Origin of the sequence: Streptomyces sp. SID486 (assembly GCF_009865385.1) — a bacterium.
GTDB lineage: Bacteria > Actinomycetota > Actinomycetes > Streptomycetales > Streptomycetaceae > Streptomyces.
The window spans coordinates 1-26316 of sequence record NZ_WWJT01000374.1; the positions used below are offsets into that span (position 1 = coordinate 1).

The window sequence follows — 26316 nt, forward strand, 5'->3', positions numbered from 1 at the left end:
CCGGTCAGCATGCCCTTGACCGGGCGGCTCGTGAGGGACTGGGCGTACGTCGTCCAGCGGACGGTCATCGGCTCGGGGCGGGAGATGTCACCGGCGAGGATCGGCGGGCGGACGTAGCGGGTGCCGTGGGACTGGACCCAGCCGTGCTGGGTGGCGAGGTAGCCGGTGAGCTGCTCCGCGAAGTACTGGACCATGTCGTTGCGTTCGGTCTCGCCGTGCACGAGGACGTCCAGGCCGGCCTTCTCCTGGAAGGCGATCACCTCCTGGATCTCCGCCTTGATCCGTTCCTCGTAGCCGGCGGTGTCGATGCGCCCGGCGCGCAGGTCGGCGCGCGCGGTGCGCAGTTCTCCGGTCTGCGGGAAGGAGCCGATGGTCGTGGTCGGCAGGAGGGGCAGGCGGAGGTGGGCGCGCTGGGCCGCGGTGCGTTCGGCGTAGGGCTGGGAGCGGCGGGCGTCGGCCTCGGTGACAGCGGCGGCGCGGGAGCGTACGGCGGGGTCGTTGGTGATGGGCGAGCCTGCTCGCGAGGCGAGGCCGGCGCGGTTGGCGGCCAGTTCGGAGGGCGTCGGCGGTGACGCGCCCCTTCCAGTAGCCCTCGATCGCCTTCTTCAGTTCCCGGCTCTGTCCCTGGCGGGGGTAGCCGTACACGGTGGACCGTGCCGCCGCGGCTGCGGGCTTGGTGGTCACGGAGACGGCCCGGTGCGTATGACGGCGGTCGTTCCCGCTCACCGCTGCGGGGCAGTCCCGGATTCCCACCGGGTTCCCTCTTACGACGCATCCCGCCTGGCGGACGGGGCGAGCCAGCTGCTCCCGCCACCCTACGGGGCCACCGTCGGGCAAGGGAGCAGGACGTCCACCATCCGGACGGTGAGGTGGACCGAAGCGAGGGCAGGGCACAGGGCGGGAAGCCCGCCGCACACGCGCTTCCCGCCCTTCCCCCGTCACGCCGCCCGGGGACCCTCATCCCCTGCGGCGGCGCGGGCCCCTCAGCCCGCGCCGTACCAGGCCCTCAGCCCCGGTCGTAGGTGTGGAACCCTCTGCCGGTCTTCCGGCCGAGGAGTCCGGCCTCCACCATCCGCTGGAGCAGCGGCGGAGGCGCGTAGAGCGGCTCGCGGAACTCGTCGTAGAGCGACTCGGCGATCGAGGCGACGGTGTCCAGTCCGATCAGGTCCGCGAGCTTCAGCGGGCCCATCGGGTGGGCGCAGCCCAGCTCCATGCCGGTGTCGATGCCGGCGGCCGTGGCGAAGCCTGACTCCGCCATGCGGATCGCCGACAGCAGATAGGGGATGAGCAGCGCGTTGACGACGAAGCCGGCCCGGTCCCGGGAACGGATGACGGTCTTGCCGAGCACGCGGGCCGCGAAATCCTCGACCGTGGCGGCCGTGTCGGCCGATGTGTGCAGCGAGGTCACGACCTCCACCAGCGGCAGCACGGGGACGGGGTTGAAGAAGTGCAGTCCTACGACCCGGTCAGCGCGGCTCGTGGCCATGCCGAGTCGCATGACCGGGAGGGAGGAGGTGTTGGTGGCGAGGACGGCGGCGGGGTCCTCGATGATCTTGTCGAGGGCGGCGAACACCTCGGTCTTGGCGTCCGGGTTCTCCACCACGGCCTCCACGACGAGCTGCCGGTCGGCCAGGTCTTCGAGGTCGCCGGTGAAGACGAGGCGGGTGAGGGCGTTCTGCGCGGCGGACTCCTCCAGCTTGCCGCGCCGGACGGCGCGGTCGAGGGAGGCCGCCACCCGGTCCCGCGCGGCTCGGGCCGCGACGGCGTCGACCTCGCACACCACGGTGTCGAGCCCCGCTCGTGCGCAGACCTCGGCGACACCGGCGCCCATCTGACCGCCACCCACGACGCCGATGCGCCGGATGTCCCCGCTCACGCCCTGGCCTCCGTCCGGCGCACGAGGTGCCGGGCGTAGGCGTCAGGGGTGAAGAAGAGCGGCAACTCGGCTGCCAGAGCGGTTCGTTCGAACAGCGTGCGGGCCGCTTGGACATCTGCCCAGGGGTATGCGGCACCGAGCGCGGCGGCCTCGTCGTCGAGCAGCCCGAGGACCGTCTCCCGGTCGATCACCCGATGGCGCAGCCACTGCCAGATCTGCACGCGGGCGATCTCGGCGGTCGCCGCGTCCTCCATGAGCCCGTACAGGGCGACGGCGCCCTGGCCGCGCAGCCAGGCGGCGAAGTAGCGCAGGGCGACGGCGACATTGGTGCGGACGCCCTCCATGGTCGGGGGGCCGCTGATGCGGCGCACCGACAGCAGGTCGGCCGCCGTCACCTCCACGTCGTCGCGTGTCCGGTCGAGCTGGTGGGGGCGTTCGCCGAGGACGTCGTCGAAGACCTCGCGGCAGACGGGGACGAGGGCGGGGTGGGCGACCCAGGAGCCGTCGAAGCCGTCTTCCGCCTCACGCTCCTTGTCCAGCCGGACCTTGGCGAGTGCGGCCTCATGGGCGGCCGGGTCCTTGTCCGGCACCTGTGCGGCCATGCCGCCGATGGCGTGTGCGCCGCGCTTGTGGCAGGTGCGGACGAGGAGTTCGGTGTAGGCGCGCATGAAGGGGGCGGTCATCGTGACCTTGGCGCGGTCGGGCAGGAGGAAGTCGGTGCGGTGGCCGAAGGTCTTGATCACGCTGAACAGGTAGTCCCAGCGCCCCGCGTTGAGGCCGGAGCTGTGCTCGCGCAGCTCGTAGAGGATCTCCTCCATCTCGAACGCGGCGGTGATCGTCTCGATGAGGACGGTGGCCCGGACGGTTCCGCGGGGGATGCCGAGCAGTTCCTGGGCGGTGACGAAGATGTCGTTCCAGAGCCTGGCCTCGTAGCGGTTCTCCAGCTTGGGCAGGTAGAAGTACGGGCCCTGCCCGGCGTCGATCTGCCGCTGGGCGCAGTGGAAGAAGTACAGACCGAAGTCGACGAGCGCGGCGGGCACGGGGCGGCCGTCGTACTCCAGGTGCTCCTCGTCGAGATGCCAGCCGCGCGGCCGTACGACGATGGTGGCGAGCTGTCCGCCGAGCCGGTACTCCTTGCCCTCGGGGGTGGTGAAGTCGATGCGGCGCTCGATGGCGTCCAGCAGGTTCAGCTGTCCGCTGATGACGTTGTTCCAGGTGGGCGCGGTGGCGTCCTCGAAGTCGGCCATCCAGACCGCGGCCCCGGAGTTGAGGGCGTTGACCGTCATGCGGCGGTCCGGGGGGCCCGTGATCTCGACGCGCCGGTCGCTCAGCCCGGGGGCGGGTGGTGCGACCCGCCACGACGGGTCGGCACGGATGGCGGAGGTGACCATCGGGAAGTCGAGCGGGGAGCCCGATGCCAGGCGCAGGACCTGCCGGCGGCGTTCCCTCATCAGGTCGTTCCGGCGGGTACCGAAGGCGGCGGCCAGGTGGCCCAGGAAGTCCAGGGCGGCGGGTGTGAGGATCTCGTCGTGACGCTCGCCCGCGGGCGCGAGGACGTGGACGTGGCGGGTCAGGGCACTGGTGGACATCGCTTCTCCTGCGAGCGGGGCGGAGTGGGCGGGTTCGGGGAGCGGGGGCCGGACGAGGACTGTCATGCGACCCCCGCTCACCTTGTACAGACAGGTCAGGTCGCGAAGGGACGGCCTAGTGGAACTGTTCCTCCTCCGTGGAACCGGCCAGCGCGGTCGTCGAGGAGGCGGGGTTGACGGCTGTGGACACCAGGTCGAAGTAGCCGGTACCGACCTCGCGCTGGTGCCTGACGGCGGTGAAGCCGTGGGCCTGTGCGGCGAACTCCCGCTCCTGGAGGTCCACATATGCGGTCATGCCGTGCTCGGCGTAGCCGCGGGCGAGGTCGAACATGCCGTGGTTCAGGGAGTGGAAGCCGGCCAGCGTGATGAACTGGAAGCGGTAGCCCATCGCGCCCAGCTCGCGCTGGAACTTGGCGATCTGGTCATCGTCGAGCGCCGCCTTCCAGTTGAAGGAGGGCGAGCAGTTGTAGGCGAGCATCTGGTCCGGGTACTGCGCGTGGATCGCCTCGGCGAACTCGCGGGCCTGCGCCAGGTCCGGCGTGCCCGTCTCGACCCAGATCAGGTCGGCGTAGGGGGCGTAGGCCAGGCCGCGGGCGATCACGGGTGCCATGCCGTTGCGGACCCGGTAGAAGCCCTCGGCGGTGCGCTCGCCGGTGGTGAACTCGGCGTCGCGCTCGTCCACGTCGGTGGTGAGCAGGTTGGCGGCGAGGGCGTCGGTGCGGGCGATGATGACCGTGGGCACGTCGGCGATGTCCGCGGCGAGGCGGGCCGCGTTCAGGGTGCGGATGTGCTGCGAGGTCGGCACCAGGACCTTTCCGCCGAGGTGGCCGCACTTCTTCTCCGAGGCCAGCTGGTCCTCGTAGTGGATGCCGGCCGCGCCCGCCGCGATCATCGCCTTGGTCAGCTCGAAGGCGTTCAGCGGACCACCGAAACCGGCCTCCGCGTCGGCGACGATCGGGGCCAGCCAGTCCGTCGTGTCCCCGGCGTTCTCCGCGGTGGCGATCTGGTCGGCGCGCAGGAGCGCGTTGTTGATCCGGCGGACCACCTGAGGAACGGAGTTGGCGGGGTAGAGGCTCTGGTCGGGGTAGGTGTGGCCGGCCAGGTTGGCGTCGGCGGCGACCTGCCAGCCGGACAGGTAGATGGCCTGCAGACCGGCCTTCACCTGCTGCACCGCCTGCCCACCGGTCAGGGCGCCGAGCGCGTGGACGTAGTCCCGCTCGTGCAGCTGGCGCCACAGCCGCTCGGCACCGCGCCGGGCCAGGGTGTGCTCCTCGCGGACGCTGCCGGAGAGCCGGACGACGTCTTCGGCGCTGTAGGTGCGCTCGATGCCCTGCCAGCGCGGGTCGGTGGCCCAGCGCCGCGTGAGTTCCTCGGCCGCCTGTGTCCTCGCCTCTGCCATGACTGTCACGTCTCCTTCGATCCAGGCTGTTGCCAAGCCTGTGCTGCTCGATTCACAGACGGCACGGTGTGTCGTCGTCCTGAGGTGCGGCCCGCTGTTTCCTCGAAGGGGCGAAAGCGAGCAATGCTGTCGCAGACCACCACCACTACCGGAAACTCAATGTCAGGGCACTGAGTTGAGTCCCGGATCCGGCGATGCCTGCCAAGGTCCGGCGGGCCGCACTGGAACTCTGGCACTGGCACTGAGTGCCATCAACCGTGGACACCTGCCAACTTCTGCGAATCTTCTCGCCGTCTTTTGCCAACCTTGCGAAGGCGGCCGGTGCCGCCGTCTGGCCTACACTTCCGAGGTACCGGACAGGGAGGATCACGGTGGGCAAGACCTACGCGGGAGCGCGCCTGCGGCGGCTGCGCGAGGAGCGCCGCATGAGCCAGGCGGAGCTCGCCCGCCTGCTGGGCATCTCGCCGAGCTACCTCAACCAGATGGAGCACGATTCCCGTCCGCTCACCGTGCCCGTCCTGCTCAGGCTGACGGAGACGTTCGGCGTCGACCCGGGCTTCTTCTCGGAACGCGACACGACCCGTCTCGTCGCCGACCTGCGCGAGGCGCTGACGCGCGACATCGCGAACGCCCGCATCTCCTCTTCCGACCTCGCCGAACTGGCCTCGCGGCTGCCTGCGGTCGCGCAGGTCCTCCTCGACCTGGGCCGCCGCAACCAACTACTGGCCGAGCGCCTGACCGGCACGACTGACGGCCGCGACCCGGCCGGGGAGACACCCCGCTCACCCCACGAGGAGATCCGCGACTTCTTCTACCGCCGCCAGAACTACCTCCACGACACCGACCTCGCGGCCGAGCGGTTGGCCGAGGAGGTCGGCATCCGGCCCGGCGAGGTCGTACAGGCCCTGACGAACAGCCTCGCCAAGAGGCACGGCATCCACCTCTCGGCCGACGCCGGCGACCACCTCCACCGCTATGACCAAGCCACCCGCACCCTTTGTATGTCCAGCCGCCTGCGCCCCGGTCAGCGAGCCTTCCGGATGGCTACGCAGCTCGCCCTGCTCGAGTACGGCGAGGAACTGGACCGGCAGGCCGCCGAAGACTTCCAGGTCGGCTCGCCAGCACACGCGTTGGCCCGCATCGGCATCGCCAACTACTTCGCGGCGGCCCTGATCCTGCCGTACGGAGCCTTCCACGCGGCCGCCGAAGAAGTCCGGTACGACATCGAGCGGCTCACCGACCGCTACGGCCTCGGTTACGAGACGGTCTGCCACCGCCTGAGCACCCTCCAGCGTCCCCGCCTTCGCGGTGTGCCGTTCTCCTTCGTCCGCGTCGACCGCGCCGGCAACATGTCCAAGCGGCAGTCGGCCACCGGCTTCCACTTCTCCCGGGCCGGCGGCACCTGCCCGCTGTGGAACATCTACGAGGCGTTCGCCGCCCCCGGCCGCATCCACGTCCAGATCGCCGAGATGCCCGACGGCCAGCGCTACTTGTGGACCGCGCGAGCCGTCACCCGGCACCGCGGCGGCTGGGGCGAACCCGGCAAGACCTTCGCCATCGGGCTCGGCTGCGAGATCCGCCACGCCCACCGCGTCGTCTACTCCGACGGTCTCCACCTCACCAGCGCCTCCGCCGCCACCCCGATCGGCATGGGCTGCCGCGTCTGCGAGCGCCTCGACTGCCCCCAACGGGCCGCGCCACCCCTTGGTCATCAGCTGCGGATCGACCAGAACACCAGCACCTTCGTGCCGTACCCCGTGTCCGATGCCCAACATGCCGCAGGTGACTGAGGACCGATGACGCTCGTTCGACGCTCTGTGTATCTACAGATCCGCTCGAAACGGCCTCAGGCCGCGGTTGTGTGCGCCTCGTCCTGGCGTCTGCGTTCGGCGGCTTCGCCGCGCAGCGTGACCTCCCGTGCGATCTGGGAGAGCTGCTCTTCGAGGGCGCGGCCGGGGGCGTCGGCCCATTCGCTCGCTCAAAGTCCCCACGTGAGCCTGACTGCCGCCCGGACGTCCGCCGGGCAGCCGGCTCACGGCGACGCGCAGTATCTCTTCCATATCACCCAAGGAAGAAGAACGCCGGTTGCGTAGCCAAGGCGCCGATGCTGCCTGTGGCTCGTGGGCCGCCGGGGCACCGGGGGAACGGGACAGCCGGCACGGGGTGTTGCGGTAAGAGCGCCGGGCTCGATCGCTGGTACAGACTCCCCATCGCGACGCGTCGACGCGATCAGCTCAGGCTCGCGGAGGAGTTATGAGGGCTGTCGCAGGCCATGTGTTCCCCTTCGGCCGGCTCACCAGCCCCGCCGACGGTGGTCACACGGTCGACGGAGCCCTGCGGCCCTGCGCTGGTGGGCTTGTCGGCGATCATGGCGGTGACTGCTTCGCTGGTGGTGGCATGGACCGGCAGGACTGTGTCGACGCCGGTGAGGGTGAGCATTCGCATCAGGCGGTCGGGGATGTCGGCGAGTCTGAGTGCACCGTCGGCTGCCTGGGCCGTGTGCCAGAGTCCGATGAGCGCGCTCAGACCGGCGGAGTCGCAAAAACCGACCTGTGACAGGTCCAGAACCAGGTGCGGACACCTCTGCTGGATGATCTCCGAGGCGTCGCGGCGCAGGGTCTCCGCGGTGTGCATGTCCACGTCACCGGCGACCGTGACGATCGCGAGGCCGGGACGGGGGTGCTGGACGGTCAGCCGCAGCGTGTCGGTCACGTCGGTCGTCACTCCTGGCCGAGGTGTTCGGGCGCGGCGCCGGTGTGGGCGGTGGCAGCGACACCGCCGTCGGGTGTGGTGTGGGGGTCGGGGACGGACAGGGCCAACAGGGCCACGTCGTCGCCGGCTCCGTCGGGCAGCGAGGCCAGCAGAGTGATGCTGTCCTCGATCAGGGAGGCGGCGGTGACGGGCCCGGTGCGCTGGTGGAGGAAGCCGGTCAGGCCGTCGTCACCGAGCATGGCGCCCTCGGTGGTGCGAGCTTCGATCAGCCCGTCGGTGTAGAGGAACAGGCTTTCCCCGGCCGTCAGGGAGAAGGTGGTCTGGGCGAAGGGCGCCTGGGGAAAGGCGCCGACGAGCATGCCGCCCTTGGGGCGTACGGCCCGCACCCAGACGGCGCCGCTGTCGTCGGGGCGCAGGTGGTAGGCCGGCGGGTGGCCGCCGGCGGCGAGGGTGACGGTGAAGCCGCCGTCCTCCCGGGGCTCGAGGAGGCCGAAGAGGACGGTGCAGAAGCGGCGGCCGGCGGTGACGTCGGTGAGCAGCATGGTGTTGAGCCCGCTCAGCACGGCGACGGGGTCGGCGTCGATCTGGGCCGTGGCGCGCAGGGTGTGGCGGGCCAGGGCGGTGACGGTCGCCGCCTCGGGGCCCTTGCCGCACACGTCACCGAGGAAGAACGCCCACCGGTCGCCGTCGAGGGGGAAGACGTCGTAGAAGTCGCCGCCCACGTCGTGGGCGGAGGCGGTGCGGTAGTGGCAGGCCAGTTCCAGGCCCGGCACCACGGGAAGGGCCGGGGGCAGCAGGGTGCGCTGGAGGGTGGAGGCGAACGCGGCGATGGCGGCCTTGTCCTGCTCCGCCTTCTCCCGCGCCGCCCGTTCCGCCTCGGCCCGCGCCCGTTCCGCCTCGGCGTGCCGCTGCTCCGCTTCCCGGCGGGCCTGCTCGTCGCGCAGGGCGCGCAGCGCCGACAGCCGCAGCTCCATCTCGTCCAGCACGATCGCGGCGAGATCGGCAAGGGTGGCGGTGTCCTCCTCGGTGATCGAGCGCGGCCGGGTGTCGAGGACGTTGACCGTGCCCAGCTTGTGCCCGTCGGGGGTGATGATCGGTGCGGCGGCGTAGAAACGCACGCCCATCTCTCCGGCGACCAGCGGATTGTCCGCCGCGACGGGGTCTTTGAGGGTGTCGGGGATGACCATCGTGTCATCGCGCAGGATCGCCGAGCCGCACAGGCCCGGATCACGGCCGATCTCCGCGACACCCTCCAGGCCGTGGGCGGCCTTGAACCAGATGCGGTCGGTGTCCACGATCGTGACGGTGGCCACCGGCACGTCGAAGAGGCGGGCGGCCATCGCCGCCACCCGGTCGAACGCCCCGTCGGGCGGAGTGTCGAGGATGTCGTAGCGGCGCACGGCCGCAATCCGAGCCGCTTCGGCATCCGGGTCGGGGACCAGCTCGGGGCGGCGCCCGGGAGCCGGGTCGGTGGCCGATGCCTGCTGCATCATCGGCTTTCCTCTCCGTCGATGGGCTGCCGCCGTGAACGGCACGAACCGGCGCAGCCTAAATGGACCACACACCCGAACGCCAATGCCGTCGTCAACCGGGCTTCCGGCAGCGGCGCCCCGCGCCTGCTGCCCCGTCGAACGGTGGGACAACGCTTCAGGCACCGTCCTCAGGGTCGGGTGAGGGGGGATGACCTCGGTGATGCCGACAGCTGACCGCCTACGGCCTCCAGGCACCCGCATGGGACGGGCCCGCCGTACGGCTACCGTGCCACGGGCCCGACCTCGGCCCGTCACCGGCTTCCCTGCTCCTCGGCGATCCTCTACGGGGACACCGCGTCCTGTCGCTCCTCGCCGAACATGGCACTCCTTGCCCTCGTGGCGCCGACCCTCGCCACGGACTCCGTCAGCTCCTCGACGCGGCCCTCGCCCATGCCGTTGGCACCAGACGGCCCGCGTGACAGCGACCGAACGCATCGCCGGTCCAGTGGAGCCTCCCTTCCAGCGAGGTTCGTGGAAGTGCGGGCAGGCCGGACCCGTGACGCTCGTTTGACGCTCCAAGAGATGATCGATGAAGGGCGACTGTAAGGCGGACCGGACGGCTGTCCGTCATTGCCGGTCACGAGTGGGCGGGGATTCGACTCGTTCTCAGCCTGCTCCGGCCAGGTGGGGCACTGGTTCGGGCGAAGCCATCCGGCTGTGGTCGGGACGCGCCGGGATCGATGGGACGGTTGCGCGATGCCGTCCCGGACGGGGGTCTGACTCTTGAGATCCGGCGCCATCACGGTTCAGACCGCCCGAGCGGGCCGGTGTCATCCATCCAGCACGTCACCACGGGGGAGGCGAACCACCATGACGAGACGACAGCGCAGCTCCTCCTCGAGCACGGATTCTCCCGTTCGGCGCGAGGTTGTCATGGGCGTGGACACGCACGGCGAGGTGCATGTCGCCGCCGTGGTCTCCCCGCTCGGGAAGATCCTGGGCACGGAGTCCTTTCCAGCCACGGCGGCCGGCTACCGGCAGCTGCTCGTGTGGGCCCGTAAGCGGGGGACGGTGCGCCGGGCCGGTGCGGAGGGCACCGGCACCTTCGGCGCGGGCCTGTCCCGCTATCTGCTGGCCCAGCAGATCCAGGTGTTCGAAGTGAACCGGCCCGACCGCTCGGCCCGCCGACTGCTCGGGAAGTCGGGCCCGCTCGACGCGCAGCTGCCGCGCGGGCCGTGCTCAGCGGTCGCGCCCGGGCCCGGGCCAAGCCCGGGGACGGCCCGGTGCACAGCGCCCGGATCTTCAAGCTCGCCAAAGACTCCGCGGTCAAGGCCCGTACCCAGGCGATCAACCAGCTCAAGGCCGTCCTGGTCATCGCCGACCCCGCCCTGCGGGAACAGCTGTCCAGCCTCGGCAACGCCAAGCTGTTCCGCACCTGCGCGCGCCTCAGCCCAACCGACGATGAGGGAGGCGAGGACTCGGTGACCCAGGCCACCCACATCACGTTGCGCATGCTCGCCGAACGCATCGAACAGCTCACCGCGCAGATCGACGAGCTGAACCAACGCCTGACGCGGCTCGTCGAACGCCACGCCCCACAGCTCCTCGAACGGGTAGGCATCGGCCCAGACAGCGCCGTCACCCTGCTGATCACCATGGGGGACAACCCCGAGCGGCTGAACACCGAGGCGTCCTTTGCTGCCCTTTGCGGAGTCAGCCCCATCGAGTACCCCTCCGGCCGTCGGAGCACGCGTCGGCTCAACCACGGCGGCGACCGTCAGGCCAACGCCGCCCTGCACCGCATCGTGTTCACCCGCCTGCGCCACGACCCCCGTACCCAGGCGTACTACGAACGCCGCACCCAGGAAGGCGAGACCCGACGCGAGGTCGTCCGATGCCTCGAGCGATATGCCGCCCGCGAGTTGTTCAACCTGGTCAGACCGGTTTCCCGCGCCCCCGCGTTATAGGGGCAGTCGTGAGACGTGAGAGGGTCTGGGGCGTGAGTGAGACACCCCCGAACACCCTGCAATACCGCTTTGACGGGCCAGAAGACGCTCCGGTCCTGATCCTGGGTCCCTCACTGGGCACCACATGGCACATGTGGGACCGCCAGGTCCCTGAGCTGGCCGAGCAGTGGCGGGTCTTCCGGTTCGACCTGCCCGGTCACGGCGGGGCGCCCGCACACCCGGCCGGCTCGGTCGCCGAGCTGACCGGCCGGCTGCTGGCCACGCTGGACGCGCTCGGCGTGCAGCGCTTCGGGTACGCCGGCTGCGCGCTGGGCGGCGCCGTCGGTATCGAGCTGGCCCTGCGCCACCCCGAGCGGCTCGCCTCACTCGCGCTGGTCGCGGCCTCGCCCCGGTTCGGCACCGCCGACGAGTTCCGGCAGCGCGGGGTGGTCGTCCGCACCAACGGGCTCGACCCGATCGCCCGGACCTCCCCGGACCGCTGGTTCACCGGCGGGTTCGCCGCCGCGCAGCCCGCCATCACCGAGTGGGCCGTGCAGATGGTCCGCACCACCGACCCGGGCTGCTACGTCGCCGCCTGCGAGGCCCTCGCCGCCTTCGACGTGCGGGCCGAGCTGGGCCGGGTCGGCGTGCCGACCATGGTCCTGGTGGGCTCCGACGACCAGGTCACCGGTCCCGCCGAGGCCCGCACCCTGGTCGCCGGCATACCGGACGCCCGGCTCGCGGTCGTCCCCGGCGCCTCCCACCTGGTGCCGGTCGAGCAGCCCGCCGCCGTCACCGACCTGCTCGTCCACCACTTCTCCACCGCGTGGCAGCAGCCCTTCGACACCGGGCAGACGGTCCTGCCGAACGCCCAGGCGGCCCCGGTCCCCCAGGCGGTCCCCGCGGCCGCGGCCCCGGTGCCGGTCCCGGCCGCGCCGCAGCCCGCGCCGGTCGCGGAGATCGGCCCGGCCGCCGGGCCCGCCCAGGCCGCCGGGCGGCCCGACCGGTACGAGACCGGGCTGAAGATCCGCCGCGAGGTCCTCGGCGACGCACACGTGGACCAGGTCCTGGCGGAGTCCGACGGGTTCTCCGGTGACTTCCAGGAGTTCGTCACCCGCTACGCCTGGGGCGAGATCTGGGGCCGGCCGGGCCTGGACCGCCGTACCCGCAGCTGCATCACGCTCACCGCGCTGGTCGCCGGCGGCCACCTGGAGGACCTGGCCTTCCACACCCGGGCGGCGCTGCGCAACGGTCTCACCCCGGACGAGATCAAGGAGGTGCTGCTCCAGACGGCCGTCCACTGCGGGGTGCCGGCCGCGAGCAGCGCGTTCCGGGTGGCCCAGCGGGTCATCCGGGAGGAGACCACGCCCGCGGAGTGACGCCGCGCCCGGCCCGCACGGGGCAGGATGGTGAGGCATGAAGCTCACGAAGAAGTCCCACGCCTGCGTCCGCCTCGACAAGGAGGGGCGGACGCTCGTCATCGACCCGGGCGGGTTCTCCGAGGAGGACGCGGCGGTCGGTGCGGACGCGATCCTGGTCACGCACGAGCACCCGGACCACTTCGACGAGGGCCGGCTGCGCGCCGCACTGGAGGCGAACCCGGCCGCCCGGATCTGGACCCTGCGGTCCGTCGCCGACCGGATCTCGGCGGCCTTCCCGGGCCGGGTGCACACCGTCGGCCACGGGGACACCTTCACCGCCGCCGGCTTCGAGGTACAGGTGCACGGCGAGCTGCACGCGGTGATCCACCCGGACATCCCCCGCATCACCAACGTCGGCTACCTGATCGACGCGGGGAAGGTCTTCCACCCCGGCGACGCGCTCACCGTCCCGGACGGTCCCGTGGAGACGCTGATGCTGCCCGTGATGGCCCCCTGGAACAAGATCTCCGAGGTCATCGACTACGTCCGCGAGGTCCGCCCGCGGCGCGCCTACGACGTCCACGACGCCCTGCTCACCGACCTCGCCCGCCCCATCTACGACAACCAGATCGGCGCCCTGGGCGGCACCGACCACCAGCGGCTCGCCCCCGGGGCCTCCACGGAGGTCTGAGCGGGCGAGCCGGCGTTGTCACACCCGCCAGGTAGGTTGTGGGACATGCGCATCGCCACCTGGAACGTGAACTCGATCACCGCCCGCCTTCCCCGGCTGCTGGCCTGGCTGGAGAGCAGCGGCACCGACGTGCTGTGCCTCCAGGAGGCCAAGGTCGCCGAGGACCAGTTCCCGTCCGACCAGCTGCGCGAGCTGGGGTACGAGGCCGCGGTCCACGCGACCGGCCGGTGGAACGGCGTGGCGGTGCTCTCCCGCGTCGGCATCGAGGACGTGGTCAAGGGCCTGCCCGGCGACCCGGGCTACGAGGGCGTGACCGAGCCGCGCGCCATCGCGGCGACCTGCGGCCCGGTCCGCGTCCGGTCGGTGTACGTGCCCAACGGCCGCGAGGTGGGCCACCCGCACTACGCGTACAAGCTCCTGTGGTTCGAGGCCCTGAAGGCTGCCGTGGCCGCCGACGCGCGGTCGGACCGCCCGTTCGCCGTGCTGGGCGACTACAACGTCGCGCCGACGGACGACGACGTCTTCGACCCGGCCGCCTTCGAGGGCGCCACCCACGTCACCCCGGCCGAGCGCGCCGCGCTCGCCGACCTGCGGGAGGCGGGCCTGACCGACGTCGTGCCGCGCCCGCTGAAGTACGACCACCCGTTCACGTACTGGGACTACCGCCAGCTCTGCTTCCCGAAGAACCGCGGCATGCGCATCGACCTGGTCTACGGCAACGAGCCGTTCGCCCGGGCCGTCAAGGACGCCTACGTCGACCGCGAGGAGCGCAAGGGCAAGGGCGCCTCCGACCATGCGCCGGTGGTGGTCGACCTGGACGTGTGATGCCACGCTGGGTCCATGCACCTTCCGTTCCCGGGCTCCCGGCACAAGAAGAACGGTGAGGCGGCGGTGCCCGCCGACCCCGAGGCGGTCGCCGAGCTGCTGTCCGAGTGCGAGCTGCTCCGCTCGCAGGCGGCCCGGGCGGGCGTCCGCCTCGACGACACCCCGGCCTCTCTGGAGGCCCTGGACCAGATGGTCCCGCGCTGGCGGGACGACCCCGAGATCCTGCCGTGGCTGGCCCACGACGCCGGGCTGTACCTGGGCACGGTCGTGGTGCGCACCGTGCCCGGTGCCGAGTGGCGGATCCTCTCCCACGGCGAACCCGTCGTCCGGCTCCCCTCCGGCCGTACCGTCGAGGTGGTGCCGGCCGGGCAGGAGTGGGCCGCGACCGGGGTTCCCGAGCTGTCCCAGCTGTACGCCGAGATCGCCGGGAGCTGATCCGGCGGGGCCGTCACCCCGCCCCGCTGACGTAAATACGGCTAATGCCCGGAAAGTGCGTGTCGTTCCTCAACTCCGCGGTCGTCTGGATAGGTTGCGGCAACCACGACACGGCTGAAAGTGAGTAGGGCTGCGGATGGCCGCCGATCCGTTGATCGAACTGCGGAACGTCAACAAGTACTACGGGCAGTTGCACGTCCTGCGGGACATCGACCTCACTGTCGGCAAGGGCGAGGTGGTCGTCGTCATCGGTCCCTCCGGCTCGGGCAAGTCGACGCTGTGCAGGACGGTCAACCGGCTGGAGACGATCGAGTCCGGCACCATCACGCTCGACGGGCAGCCGCTGCCCGCGGAGGGCAGGGCCCTCGCCCGGCTCCGTGCCGAGGTCGGCATGGTCTTCCAGTCCTTCAACCTCTTCGCCCACAAGACGGTCCTGCAGAACGTCTCCCTCGCCCAGGTCAAGGTCCGGCGGCGCAAGCGGGACGAGGCCGACCGCCGCTCCCGCGAACTCCTCGACCGGGTGGGCCTGCTGAACCAGGCCGGCAAGTACCCCGCCCAGCTCTCCGGCGGCCAGCAGCAGCGTGTCGCCATCGCCCGCGCGCTCGCCATGGAGCCCAAGGCGATGCTCTTCGACGAGCCCACCTCGGCCCTCGACCCCGAGATGATCAACGAGGTGCTGGAGGTGATGCGGCAGCTCGCCCGGGACGGTATGACCATGATCGTCGTCACCCACGAGATGGGCTTCGCGCGGGCCTCCGCCAACCGCGTCGTCTTCATGGCCGACGGCCGCATCGTCGAGGACCGCAGCCCGGAGGCGTTCTTCACGAACCCGAGGAGCGACCGCGCCAAGGACTTCCTCTCCAAGATCCTCAAGCACTGACCCGGGGGAGTGCGACCCGTGTTCCGTACCACCCGTGCCCCCCGCGCCCTGTGCGCGTTCCTCGCCCTGCTCGCCACCGCCTGCGGCAGGGAGGGCAGCCCGCCCGGCAAGGGCCCGGCGCCCGAGCGGCTCCCGCACTACCGGGTGGCCCGCGACTTCAGCCTGCCCGGCTCCCCGACCTGGAGCCGGGCGAAGCGGCGCGGCTACTTCGTCGTCGGCGCCAAGGAGGACCAGCCCTACCTCGGCGAGAAGGACCCGGCGACCGGCACCTACTCCGGCTTCGACATCGAGATCGCCAAGATGATGTCCGCCTCCCTCGGTCTCGCGCCGGACACGGTCCGCTTCCGCACGATCGCCTCCGCCAACCGCGAGACCGCCCTCCAGAACGGCCAGATCGACTACTACGTCGGCACCTACACCATCAACGCGGGCCGCAGGAAGCTGGTCGGCTTCGCCGGCCCCTACTACATGGCAGGACAGGCGCTCCTCGTGCGCAAGGACGAGAACGACATCCACGGCCCGCAGGACCTCGCCGGCAAGCGCGTCTGCTCCGCGGCCGGTTCCACGCCGTACCAGCGCATCAAGGACGACTACCCGAAGGCGGTCCTGGTCGCCTACGACACCTACTCGGTCTGCGTCGACAACCTCCTCACCTACCAGGTCGACGCCGTCACCACCGACGACGCCATCCTCATCGGCTACGCGGCCAAGGCCCCCGACGAACTCAAGGTCGTCGGCCGGCCCTTCTCCGCGGAGCCGTACGGCATCGGCGTCCCGCGCACCGACAACGCCCTGCGCTTCGCCCTCGACGACGCACTGGAGGCACGGGAGAAGAACGGCGACTGGAAGAAGGCGTACGACGCCACGCTCGGCCTCTCGGGCGTGCCCGCCCCCCACCCGCCCGCCATCGACCGCTACCCGGCGACCTGAGCGAGGACGGCATGAAGGTACTGACAGACAACTTCTCGACCTACGGCGAAGGCTTCCTCGGCACGCTCGAACTGACCGTGTACGCCTCCCTGCTGGCCCTCGCCCTGGGGTTCGTGATGGCGTCCTTCCGGGTAGCGCCCGTCGGCTCCCTGAGGGTCTTCGGCACCGCGTGGGTCACCGTGCTGCGCAACACCCCGCTGACCCTGCTGTTCTTCGCGGTGCTGCTCGGACTGCCCCGCTTCGGACTCCTGCTGCCCTTCGAGGTGTTCGCGGTCCTCGCCCTGGGCTGCTACACCTCGGCGTTCATCTGCGAGGCGCTGCGCTCCGGCATCAACACCGTCCCCACCGGGCAGGGCGAGGCGGCCCGCAGCCTCGGGATGTCCTTCGCGCAGACCCTCACCCTGGTCGTGCTGCCGCAGGCGTTCCGCTCCGTGATCCCGCCCGTCGGCTCCAACCTCATCGCGCTCGCCAAGAACTCGGCCATCGCGGGCGCGTTCAGCGTGACCGAACTGCTCGGCACGTACCGGACGCTCAGCGAACTCGGCTACAACATCGTCTGGACGTTCGTCTGGATCGCCGTCGGCTACCTGATCATCACGCTCGCCATCAGCGCCCTGTTCCACGTGCTGGAGCGGACGTTCGGAGTCGCCCGATGACCGCGGCCACCGCGCTCTACGACGTCCCCGGCCCGCACACCCGCCGACGGCACCGCCTCTACGGCGTCCTGTCCGTCCTCGTCATCCTCGCGCTCGTCGCCTGGGTCCTGTACCTGCTCTTCCACACCGGGCAGTTCACGTCCACCAAGTGGCGGCCCTTCGCGTACCAGGGCATCCAGGAACTGCTGCTGCGCGGCCTCGGCAACACCCTCAAGGCGTTCGCGCTCACGGCCGTGCTCTCCCTCGCCCTCGGCGGTCTGCTGGCCACCGGCCGGCTGTCCGACCACCGGCCGGTGCGCAGGCTGAGCGCACTCGTCGTCGAGTTCTTCCGCGCCATGCCCGTCCTCGTGATGATCTTCTTCATCTTCGTGGCGCTGAAGGTCCAGCCGCTGCCCGCCCTGGTCGCCGGTCTGACCCTCTACAACGGTTCCGTCCTCGCCGAGGTCTTCCGCTCGGGCGTGAACGCCGTCGAACGCGGCCAGCGGGAGGCCGCGTTCGCGCTCGGCATGCGCAAGACGCACGTCATGGCGTACGTCCTCGTCCCCCAGGCGGTACGCGCCATGCTGCCGGCCATCATCAGCCAGCTGGTGGTCGCCCTGAAGGACACGTCCCTCGGCTTTCTCATCACCTACGAGGAGTTCCTCCATGCCGGGAAGCTCATCGCCTCCAACCTCGACTACGATTTGCCGTTCATCCCCGTGGTGATGGTGATCTCGCCGATCTACATCGGGATGTGCATGCTGCTCTCGTGGTTCGCCGGCTGGGTGTCCCGCCGTGAGCAGCGCAGCCCCAAGACCGATGCCGTGGCGGTCGCCACGGCCGGCCCTGGGGCGCTGCTGCCGGGTGGGGAGCCCCCCATGGCCCCGAAACCATAAGGGGGGCGGCAGTTCACACGGGCCAGGCTCGTCCGGCGGCAGCCGGAGATCACTGCTCGCCGAGCGGGACGGACACGTACGACGGGTCGTCCTCGGGTGAGGAGAAGGTCAGCTGCGCGCCGGACGGGTTGTGCTCGGCGTAGAGCGGGTCGACGGTGTCGACCACCATGGCGAGGCGGTGCCCGGCGGGTACGTCGTAGGCCGTGGAGAACAGGTCCAGGTCCACGCCGAACGGCGCGCCGGGCGTCCGTCCGTGCCAGGTGTAGGGCGCGTGCGTGACCAGCTTGCCGATGCCGAGCGGGCCCACGTCGTACAGGTAGGCGACGAGGGTGCCGCTCTCCCCGGTCGGGGTGAGGGTGGTGTGCAGGTGGGCCGTGCCGCGCACCCGCTGGGTGGCGCCGTACCGCTCCGACTGCCAGACGGCCGCCCAGCGGCGCGGCAGCAGCGGCATCGAGGCCATCGGCGGCAGCTGGGCGACCTGGTCCAGGATGCTGGAGAGGAAGACGATCCCGCCGTCCGCGCCGGAGTCGACGTTGGCGTGGATGGTGGTGGAACCGGTGAGCGCCAGCTTCCTGCGGGTGGCGGTGACCGACTTCCAGTCCGGGTAGCCCTCGTATCCCCCCGCGCTACGGGACTTCAGCCGGACCGGCTGCTCGCGGTCGACGCCGTTGTCGGTGCCCTTGAGGTAGTGGTCGAACCAGCGCCCGGTGTCCGTCCACACGTCGTTGGGCAGCCCGAACAGGCCGGTCAGCTCCGGCGTGGCGTGGTCGCCGGGGCGCAGCTGGAGCCGCTTGGGGACGGTCAGCTTCTCGTAGAAGGAGGCGTACTGGTTCGCCGGGAAGACCGTGTCGCCCCAGGCGTTGGCGAGCATGACCGCGGCGCCGTTCTTGTTCAGCTGGTCGACGTAGGTCGCGGCGGAACGTTTCCGCCCCCAGTCGATCATCTGCTGTTCCGTGGTGAGGTCGGAGGCGTACAGGTTGTCGAAGATCTCGCGCAGCTCCGCGCTCTCGCGGCCGGTGAGGGTGGCCGCGCCGTCCAGTACGGCCGCCGCCTGGAGGTGCTGGGTGCGGCCGGAGTAGATCGAGTCGATCAGGTCGGCCCAGCCGCTGAGCGCGGCGACGGCCCTGACGCGCTTGTCCTGGGCCGCGGTGAGCAGGCTGATCCCGGCTCCGTACGACACCCCCGCCATGCCGACGTGCCCGGGGTCGGCCGGAGTGTGCGCGAGGGCCCAGTCGATGACCTTGGAGGCGTCCGCTGTGTCGGGCGGACCGGCCACTTCTATCCGACCGCCGGACTGCCAGAAGCCACGCACGTTGTAGGTGAGCACCACGTAGCCGGCGTCGGCGAGTTCGCGCGCCTGGGCGATGTACTCCACCTGGGGCAGGGCCCAGCTCGTGGGCAGCACGATGAGCGGGTAGCGGTGCGCGTCGTCGGCTCCGGCGGGTGTGACGACGTTCGCCTTCAGTACCGTCCCGCCCTCGCCTGCGATGTCGACGAAGCGGACGGACGGGGCGGCCTGCGCCGCCGGTGCCAGCCCGACGACGGAACCGGCGATCAGCGCCGCGCAGACGGCTCCGGCGGCGCAGGTGCGCGGCGCGGTGCGACCTCGTCCCATGGGTCACTCCTTCACTTGGCTCGGTGACAAAGTGACCCGACGGTAACCGTGGCTCCTTACCGCAAGTAACCCGTCGGTAAGTTACGTGCCGGTAAAGATTGTTGAATCACTGAGCGGTCGCGTCGGCGGACTCCGGGGCGGGCGCGGGGCGCAGCGCCGTCCGCGTCACGTCCGCCACCAGCTCCACCACGTCGGGGCCGTACGCCTGTGAGTTGAGCACCTTCAGCAGCAGGACGAAGGAACCGGTGCCGTACTTGCGGTGCAGCCGCTCGTGGTGGCGGGCGAGATAGCGGGTGGCCGCCTGGTTGGTGATGGCCCGCTGGCCGCAGAAGAGGAACACCGGCCGGCCCGCGCCGTGTCCGCCCGCGGTGATCCGGGCGAGCAGCACGAACTCGGACCGGCCGCGCTCCATGCGGTACTCCTCCCCGCCGATCCGCAGGGCGCCGAGGGCCGGGCCGGCGTCGGTCTCGACGTTCATCCGCGCTCCCGGCAGCAGAGAGGAGAGGTGGGCGGCCGTCCGGCTGTTCGAGTAGGGGCCGCCGACGCAGAACTCCGTCCGCTCGCCGAAGCCCTGCCGGATGGCGTCATGCCCGACGACCTGCACGTGCGCGTCGCAGTCCTTCACGAGGGCCGCCAGCTCCAGCAGGGCGAACACGTCGTGACGCGTCACCGACGTCTCCGGACCGCCCGCCTTGTGGTTGACCACCAGCAGAGCCTCGGAGTGCTCCGGCAGGCCGAAGAACGCCTGCTTGCGGCGCAGCCGGCGCCTCCACAGGTACGTCCGGGACAGCCAGCCCAGCGCGGCCGAGATGCCGGCGGCTATCAGGCCCAGGACGATGTTGCGCACGTCGTCGTTCATGGCCGCGCATGGTATGCGCTGCGCCGTGCCGCCGCCATGCGCCGCCGGCCGCCCCGCGGCGCGGCGACCGGGCGAAGCGCGGGCCCGTACCGGCGACGGGTGCACACCGCCCGGCGAAGTCCGGCAGCGGCGTACGCGCCCGCCGAGGGCGCCCCGCTGCACGGCCGGTGCCGCTTCTGCGCCTCCGTCGTGATCGAGGCCGAGGACCGAACACGGGCATCATGTGAGGATCGGACACCGGCGTCATGTGAGGCGGCTCTCGGCTGCGGCTCCCGGCCGACGAGGAGCGCCTCACGGGCCTTCCCCCCCGGGGATGCGTCCACCTTGCCGCGGTGTGATTCTGGGGAGGGGAGCGCTTCTTCGGGGACACCTGCCGGCGGACCGGGGTCCGTCCGGCTGGACTTCAGTGTCTGCGAGGTCCGGAAATGAAGGTTCCACGTCTCGCGGCGATCGCGGTGCTGCTGGCCCCGATCCCGTTCGCCGGCGCGGCGGAGCCCGCCGGGGCGGCCCAGGTCCACGCCGTCTTCGCACACGGGCATCTACGGGTCTACGAGTGCTGCAGCTTCCTCTCGCCGAGCCACACCGAGATCGTCGACTTCAGCAAGCACCTCGTGCTCACGCATGCTCGGCCGACCGAGCACTTCTGGGTGAAGGGGTGCGCGGGTGACCAGGCGCGCGGAGAGCTACGGGTCGATCTCCGGCTCACCGAGTCGGAAGAAGTCGTCACCAAAGCCCGGCTGAAACTCTACGAGGGGTCGACCTGCGACAATCTCGACCTCGACGGCGCCGACTCCCGGTCCACGGTCACCGGAGAGGGCCAGTCCCGGCGGTTGCTCTTCGAGGTATGGAACGATGAATTCCACTCGAACGACACGGCCACGGCGGACTTCACCGTGGGGCAGAACCCCGGAGCGCCACCCGAGCCTTCGAACCTGGTCGCCGGCCGCGTACCAGGGAACAGCGGGAAGATCTCTCTCGACTGGGTGGACCAGGCGACCGACGAGACCGGCTACGAGATCCTCAACACGAGTACCGGTCAGATCGCCCGTCTGGCGCCCGACTCGAGTCACACCTTCTGGTACCAGCCCATCGTGTACCGAACGTGCTTCCAGGTTCGGGCGGTCAATGCTCAGGGCTCCTCGTCCTGGACTCCCGTGAGCCCCACAGCTGAATGCGTGTGACGGCTGGCCAACCGCGGCCGGACGCCGACCGCGCGGGGGCTGACCGATCCGATCACCCTCGGCGGGGCCGGGCCGCCCGCGATGGAGCCCGGTCCGCCCGGCCTTCGCGCAGACGGCACCGTCGTGGCTGGTCGCGCGGTTTCCCGCGCCCCGCCGGGGCGCTAGGCTGGACGGCCCCGACGGGAGGTACGCATGAGGCGTCCAGGTACGCGGAAACTGGCGGTTCTGGTGGTCTCGGCCGCCGTGGTCTCGGTGGGGGCGGCGGCGCCACCCACCGCGACGGCGAGCGGGACGCCCAGAAAGACTCCCGTGGCCGTCGGCTACGGCGGAGCCGTCGCCAGCGTCGACGCGGACGCCTCGGCGGCCGGTACGGAGGTGCTCCGCAACGGCGGCAACGCGGTCGACGCGGCCGTCGCCACCGCCGCCGCGCTCGGCGTGACCGAGCCCTACTCCGCCGGCATCGGCGGAGGCGGCTACTTCGTCTACTACGACGCCAAGTCGCGCACCGTGCACACCATCGACGGCCGCGAGACCGCACCGCTCAGCGCGGACTCCGGCCTGTTCACCGAGAACGGCAAGCCGCTCGCCTTCGCCGACGCCGTCAGCAGCGGATTGAGCGTCGGCACGCCGGGCACCCCCGCCACCTGGCAGACGGCGCTGGACCGGTGGGGCAGCAAGCGGCTCGGCACCCTGCTGCGGCCGGCCGAGCGGCTGGCCCGTGACGGCTTCACCGTGGACGACACCTTCCGCTCGCAGACGGCGTCCAACGAGACCCGGTTCCGCTACTTCCCGGACACCGCGAAGCTGTTCCTGCCGAACGGACGGCTGCCCGTCGTCGGCTCCACCCTGAAGAACCCCGAACTCGCCCGCACCTACGAGGAACTGGGCCGCAAGGGCGTCGGCGCGGTCTACCGCGGCGACATCGGCGACGACATCGTCGACACCGTCGAACACCCGCCGGTGGACCCCGCCTCGGGCTGGAAGGCCCGCCCCGGCAAGCTGGCCGAGAAGGACTTCGCCGTCTACCGCGCCAAGCTCCAGGCGCCCACCCGCACGTCGTACCGCGGCCTGGACGTGTACTCCATCGCGCCCTCCTCCTCCGGCGGCACCACGGTCGGCGAGGCGCTCAACATCCTGGAGCGCACCGACCTCTCCAAGGCGAGCGAGGTGCAGTACCTGCACCACTTCATCGAGGCGAGCCGGATCTCCTTCGCCGACCGGGGGCGCTGGGTCGGCGACCCGGCCTTCGAGGACGTACCGACCAGGCAGCTGCTGTCACAGCGGTACGCCGACTCCCGCGCCTGCCTGATCAAGAACGACGCGGTGCTCACCAGCCCGCTCGCCCCGGGCGACCCACGGCACCCGGCGGCCTGCGGCAAGGGCGACAAGGCGGCCCCGACGACGTACGAGGGCGAGAACACCACCCATCTGACCGTGGCCGACAAGTGGGGCAACGTCGTCGCCTACACGCTCACCATCGAGCAGACCGGCGGCAGCGGCATCACCGTCCCCGGCCGGGGCTTCCTGCTCAACAACGAGCTGACCGACTTCTCCTTCGCCCCGGCCGACCCCGCCGTGCACGACCCGAACCTGCCGGGCCCGGGCAAGCGCCCGCGCTCCTCGATCTCCCCGACGATCGTGCTGGACCGGCACCAGCGGCCCGTGGTGGCGCTCGGCTCGCCCGGCGGCGCCACCATTGTCACCACCGTGCTGCAGACCCTGACCGGGTTCCTCGACCGGCATCTGCCGCTGGTCGACGCCATCGCCGCACCGCGCGCCAGCCAGCGCAACGCGGCGAAGACGGAACTCGAACCCGCCCTCTACGACAGCGACCTGAGGAAACGGCTGGAGGCCATCGGCCACTCCTTCTCGCTCAACCCCGAGATCGGCGCGGCGACCGGCGTGCAGCGGCTGGCGAACGGCAAGTGGCTGGCCGCCGCCGAGAAGGTACGGCGCGGTGGCGGCTCGGCGATGGTGGTGGACCCGGTCCGGTAGGTCGTCTCGCGGCTCCGGCCGGGCTCGGTGGCAGGCTCCGGGGCTCCGGCCGGGCTCGGTGGCGGGTCCCGCGGCTCCGGCTGGACTCCGTGGCAGGCTCCGGGGCTCCGGCCGGGTTCCGTGGTTCCGGCCGGAGCCGTGCGACAGGTCCCGCGCCTCCGGCCGGATCGCACGGGGTCTCACGTCTGCGCCGGCCGGATCTCACGGGGTGTCACGTCTGCGTCACCGGTGGGGCTTGCCCGGGGGCCTCGCCGGTACGGAAGTCCAGCCGTCCGTCGGCCACGTCCACCGTGACCCGGTCGCCCTCGGAGACCGTGCCGTTCAGCAGCAGCCGGGACAGCCGGTTGTCCACCTCGCGCTGGATGGTGCGGCGCAGCGGACGGGCACCGTACTCCGGCTGGTAGCCACGCTCGGCGAGCCAGTCGACGGCCGCGTCCGTGAACTCGACGTGCACGCCCTGTCCGTCCAGCAGCCGCCGGGTGCTCTCCAGCAGCAGGTCGGTGATCCGCCGCAGCTGCTCGCCGGTCAACTGCCGGAAGACCACGATCTCGTCGATCCGGTTGAGGAACTCCGGCCGGAAGTGCTCACGCAGCGGCCGCAGGATCTGCTCGCGCCGCGCCTCCTCGTCGGCGTCCGCACCACCCGGCCCGAACCCGATCCCGGCGCCGCGCCGGGTGATCGCCTCGGAGCCCAGGTTGCTGGTCATCACGATGACCGTGTTGGTGAAGTCCACGGTCCGCCCCTGCGAGTCGGTCAGCCGGCCGTCGTCGAGCACCTGGAGCAGGATGTTGAAGACGTCGGGGTGCGCCTTCTCCACCTCGTCCAGCAGGAGCAGCGAGTACGGGTGCCGGCGCACCACCTCGGTGAGCTGTCCGGCCTCCTCGTGGCCGACGTACCCGGGCGGGGCGCCCACCAGCCGGGAGACGGTGTGCCGTTCCTGGTACTCGCTCATGTCGAGGCGGACCATGCGGTCCTCGCTGCCGAACAGGGCCTCCGCGAGTGCCCGGGCCAGCTCGGTCTTGCCGACGCCGGTCGGGCCGAGGAAGAGGAAGCTGCCGATCGGCCGGCGCGGACTGGCGAGCCCCGCGCGGGAGCGCAGCACCGCCTCGGACACCACGGCGACGGCCTCCTCCTGGCCGACCACGCGCCGGTGCAGGTGCTCCTCGAGGCCGAGGAGCCGCTCCTTCTCCTCCTGGGTCAGGCGGCTGACCGGGATGCCGGTCTGCCGGGACACCACCTCGGCGATGGCCTCGGCCGTCACCTCCAGCTGCCCCTCGTCGGCTTTGTCCTCGTGGCCGGCCTCGACGATCTGCCGCTTCAGTTCGGCGATCCGGTCCCGTAGCTGTTTGGCCTGCTCGTAGTCCTCGTCCGCCACCGCCTGGTCCTTGTCCCGGACCAGCTGTTCCACCGAGCGCTCCAGCGCGCGGACGTCCGTGCCCTTCGTGCCGGCTCCGAGCCGGACCCGGGCGCCCGCCTGATCGATCAGGTCGATCGCCTTGTCCGGCAGCCGCCGGTCGGTGAGGTAACGGTCGGACAGCTCCACGGCGGCGACCAGCGCCTCGTCGGTGTACTGCACCTGGTGGTGCGCCTCGTACCGGTCGCGCAGCCCGCGCAGGATCTCGACGGTGTCCTCGACGGTCGGCTCGGGCACCAGGATCGGCTGGAACCGGCGGGCCAGCGCCGCGTCCTTCTCGATCCGGCGGAACTCCTCCAGCGTGGTCGCGCCCACGATGTGCAGCTCGCCCCGGGCCAGGGCCGGCTTGAGGATGTTGCCGGCGTCCAGCGCGCCGCCCTCGCCGCCGGAGCCGGCGCCGACGACGGTGTGCAGCTCGTCGATGAACACGATCAGCCGGTCGGAGTGGGCGCGGATCTCCTCCACGATGTTGTTCATCCGCTCCTCGAAGTCGCCCCGGTAGCGGGTGCCGGCCACGACCCCGGTGAGGTCCAGGGCGACGACGCGGCGGCCCGTCAGGACGTCCGGGACGTCTCCGTCGGCGATGCGCTGGGCGAGGCCCTCGACGACGGCCGTCTTGCCGACGCCCGCGTCCCCGATCAGGACCGGGTTGTTCTTGCCCCGCCGTGACAGCACCTCGATGGTCTGCTCGATCTCCGAGTCACGGCCGATGACCGGGTCGACGCGGCCCTGCCGGGCCAGGTCGGTCAGATCGCGGCCGTACTTGTCGAGGGTCGGCGTGCCCGTGGGCCGCTGCCGCTCCGGGCGCGGCTGCGTGGTCTCCGGGGGCTCGGGCGGCAGGCCGCCCGCCGAGAACCGGGCCGCGTGCAGGATGTGCCCGGCCGCGGAGTCCGGGTTCGAGGCCAGCGCGCTCAGCACGTGCTCCGGGCCGATGTATCCGGCGCCGCTGGCCCGGGCCATGTCGTGCGCGTCCAGCAGGGCGCGCTTGACGGCCGGGGTCAGCGACAGCGAGGCCGGCGGCGGAGCCTCGCCCGCCGGGTGCTGGACCGGGCCGGCCCGGTCGTCGATCTCCGTCGCGAGCGAGTCCGGGTCCGCTCCCGCCCGGCTCAGCAGGCTGCGGGTGGGTTCCGCCGACACGGCCGCGCGCAACAGGTGCTGGGTGTCCAGGTCCCGGCTGCCGTGCTCGGCGGCGTACTGGGCGGCTCCTCTGACCAGTTCCCGGGCCGGCTGGCTGAGCAGGCGGCCGATGTCGATGTGACGTGGCCCCTGCGCTCCGCCGGGCAGGCCGCCGAAGAAGCGGGCCATGAACTCACCGAAGGGGTCAGGAGGGTAGCCGTTGGTCATGGCGTGGGTTCCTTCGCTGACGACATGCGGAGCGACCGGGTAACCCGGGGGTGGGTTGCTCATGCCCACGATGACACGATCCGTGGGGGCGGGCATGTCCGCCCGCGGCGGTCCGCCCCGGCCGGCACGGCCACGCACCGCGGCCGCTCGGGGCAGCCCGGGGGACCGGGGGCTTCTCAGCGCGCCGACCGTACCGTGCCGCTCGCCGTCACGCCGCCTGCCGCCGTGCCGCCCCCTGGTCGCGCCGCCCCCCGTCGCGCC

The 26316-nt window shown here is 71.4% G+C and carries 20 protein-coding genes, 2 pseudogenes and 1 riboswitch; of the genes and pseudogenes, 13 read left to right on the forward strand and 9 right to left on the reverse strand.

What is annotated here, in order from left to right; all coding sequences use genetic code 11:
* The 4 genes and pseudogenes from GT045_RS17400 to aceA form a co-directional block, all read right to left on the reverse strand.
* Positions 1-627 (reverse strand): annotated as a pseudogene (locus tag GT045_RS17400) (5-methyltetrahydropteroyltriglutamate--homocysteine S-methyltransferase); the annotation flags it as partial.
* A gap of 35 nt (positions 628-662) precedes the next feature.
* Positions 663-767: riboswitch (cobalamin riboswitch) on the reverse strand.
* A gap of 239 nt (positions 768-1006) precedes the next feature.
* Positions 1007-1876, reverse strand: coding sequence for a 3-hydroxybutyryl-CoA dehydrogenase (locus tag GT045_RS17410; protein ID WP_161334730.1), 870 nt, complete (start codon positions 1874-1876; stop codon positions 1007-1009).
* Entirely contained in the window at positions 1873-3465 is a 1593-nt protein-coding gene (gene aceB / locus GT045_RS17415; RefSeq protein ID WP_161334731.1) for a malate synthase A, read from the reverse strand. Before aceB ends, GT045_RS17410 begins: the two co-directional genes overlap by 4 nt.
* 115 nt (positions 3466-3580) lie before the next feature.
* Entirely contained in the window at positions 3581-4864 is a 1284-nt protein-coding gene (aceA, locus tag GT045_RS17420; protein ID WP_161334732.1) for an isocitrate lyase, read from the reverse strand.
* Between the two features lie 371 nt (positions 4865-5235).
* On the opposite strand from aceA, the gene GT045_RS17425 reads away from it, so the two are divergent.
* Entirely contained in the window at positions 5236-6654 is a 1419-nt protein-coding gene (locus tag GT045_RS17425; RefSeq protein ID WP_161334733.1) for a helix-turn-helix transcriptional regulator, read from the forward strand.
* A gap of 439 nt (positions 6655-7093) precedes the next feature.
* Here GT045_RS17425 and GT045_RS17430 read toward each other — a convergent pair whose 3' ends face one another.
* Positions 7094-7576, reverse strand: coding sequence for an STAS domain-containing protein (locus GT045_RS17430; RefSeq protein ID WP_345942672.1), 483 nt, complete (start codon positions 7574-7576; stop codon positions 7094-7096).
* 8 nt (positions 7577-7584) lie between these two features.
* A complete protein-coding gene (locus GT045_RS17435; protein ID WP_161334734.1) occupies positions 7585-9069 on the reverse strand; it encodes a GAF domain-containing SpoIIE family protein phosphatase in 1485 nt (494 codons plus the stop codon).
* 912 nt (positions 9070-9981) lie between these two features.
* On the opposite strand from GT045_RS17435, the pseudogene GT045_RS40710 reads away from it, so the two are divergent.
* From GT045_RS40710 to GT045_RS17480, 10 genes and pseudogenes are all read left to right on the forward strand, one after another.
* Positions 9982-10173, forward strand: a pseudogene (locus tag GT045_RS40710) (transposase); the annotation flags it as partial.
* A gap of 110 nt (positions 10174-10283) precedes the next feature.
* Positions 10284-11015 carry a transposase gene (locus GT045_RS40715; protein ID WP_345942673.1) on the forward strand — a complete coding sequence of 244 codons (732 nt, stop codon included), beginning with the start codon at positions 10284-10286 and terminating at the stop codon, positions 11013-11015.
* Positions 11016-11047: 32 nt separating this feature from the next.
* Positions 11048-12373 carry an alpha/beta fold hydrolase gene (locus GT045_RS17445; protein ID WP_161334735.1) on the forward strand — a complete coding sequence of 442 codons (1326 nt, stop codon included), beginning with the start codon at positions 11048-11050 and terminating at the stop codon, positions 12371-12373.
* Positions 12374-12410: 37 nt separating this feature from the next.
* Positions 12411-13046, forward strand: a complete 636-nt coding sequence (locus GT045_RS17450) for an MBL fold metallo-hydrolase (RefSeq protein ID WP_161334736.1) — start codon at positions 12411-12413, stop codon at positions 13044-13046.
* A gap of 45 nt (positions 13047-13091) precedes the next feature.
* The gene (locus tag GT045_RS17455) at positions 13092-13871 is read left to right on the forward strand and encodes an exodeoxyribonuclease III (protein ID WP_161287214.1); all 780 of its coding nucleotides are present in this window, start codon (positions 13092-13094) and stop codon (positions 13869-13871) included.
* A 15-nt stretch (positions 13872-13886) separates the two neighbouring features.
* Complete coding sequence (locus GT045_RS17460; RefSeq protein ID WP_161334737.1) at positions 13887-14306, forward strand: DUF6278 family protein; 420 nt, start codon at positions 13887-13889, stop codon at positions 14304-14306.
* A 136-nt stretch (positions 14307-14442) separates the two neighbouring features.
* Positions 14443-15186, forward strand: coding sequence for an amino acid ABC transporter ATP-binding protein (locus GT045_RS17465; protein WP_161287216.1), 744 nt, complete (start codon positions 14443-14445; stop codon positions 15184-15186).
* An 18-nt stretch (positions 15187-15204) separates the two neighbouring features.
* Positions 15205-16116 (forward strand): glutamate ABC transporter substrate-binding protein, encoded by a 912-nt coding sequence (locus GT045_RS17470; protein WP_161334738.1) that lies wholly within the window; start codon positions 15205-15207, stop codon positions 16114-16116.
* Between the two features lie 11 nt (positions 16117-16127).
* Entirely contained in the window at positions 16128-16772 is a 645-nt protein-coding gene (locus GT045_RS17475) for an amino acid ABC transporter permease (protein ID WP_161334739.1), read from the forward strand.
* The gene (locus GT045_RS17480) at positions 16769-17647 is read left to right on the forward strand and encodes an amino acid ABC transporter permease (protein WP_161334740.1); all 879 of its coding nucleotides are present in this window, start codon (positions 16769-16771) and stop codon (positions 17645-17647) included. Before GT045_RS17475 ends, GT045_RS17480 begins: the two co-directional genes overlap by 4 nt.
* Before the next feature lie 49 nt (positions 17648-17696).
* On the opposite strand, the gene GT045_RS17485 is transcribed toward GT045_RS17480, so the two are convergent.
* Entirely contained in the window at positions 17697-19262 is a 1566-nt protein-coding gene (locus GT045_RS17485) for a CocE/NonD family hydrolase (RefSeq protein ID WP_161287220.1), read from the reverse strand.
* A gap of 106 nt (positions 19263-19368) precedes the next feature.
* Positions 19369-20121 (reverse strand): hypothetical protein, encoded by a 753-nt coding sequence (locus tag GT045_RS17490; RefSeq protein ID WP_161287221.1) that lies wholly within the window; start codon positions 20119-20121, stop codon positions 19369-19371.
* A 425-nt stretch (positions 20122-20546) separates the two neighbouring features.
* On the opposite strand from GT045_RS17490, the gene GT045_RS17495 reads away from it, so the two are divergent.
* A complete protein-coding gene (locus tag GT045_RS17495) occupies positions 20547-21302 on the forward strand; it encodes a hypothetical protein (protein WP_161334741.1) in 756 nt (251 codons plus the stop codon).
* Between the two features lie 192 nt (positions 21303-21494).
* Positions 21495-23297, forward strand: coding sequence for a gamma-glutamyltransferase (gene ggt / locus GT045_RS17500; protein ID WP_161298796.1), 1803 nt, complete (start codon positions 21495-21497; stop codon positions 23295-23297).
* Between the two features lie 211 nt (positions 23298-23508).
* Here the strand turns inward: ggt and GT045_RS17505 are convergent, their stop codons facing one another.
* Positions 23509-26055 carry an ATP-dependent Clp protease ATP-binding subunit gene (locus tag GT045_RS17505; protein WP_161334742.1) on the reverse strand — a complete coding sequence of 849 codons (2547 nt, stop codon included), beginning with the start codon at positions 26053-26055 and terminating at the stop codon, positions 23509-23511.
* Between the last annotated feature and the right edge of the window lie 261 nt (positions 26056-26316).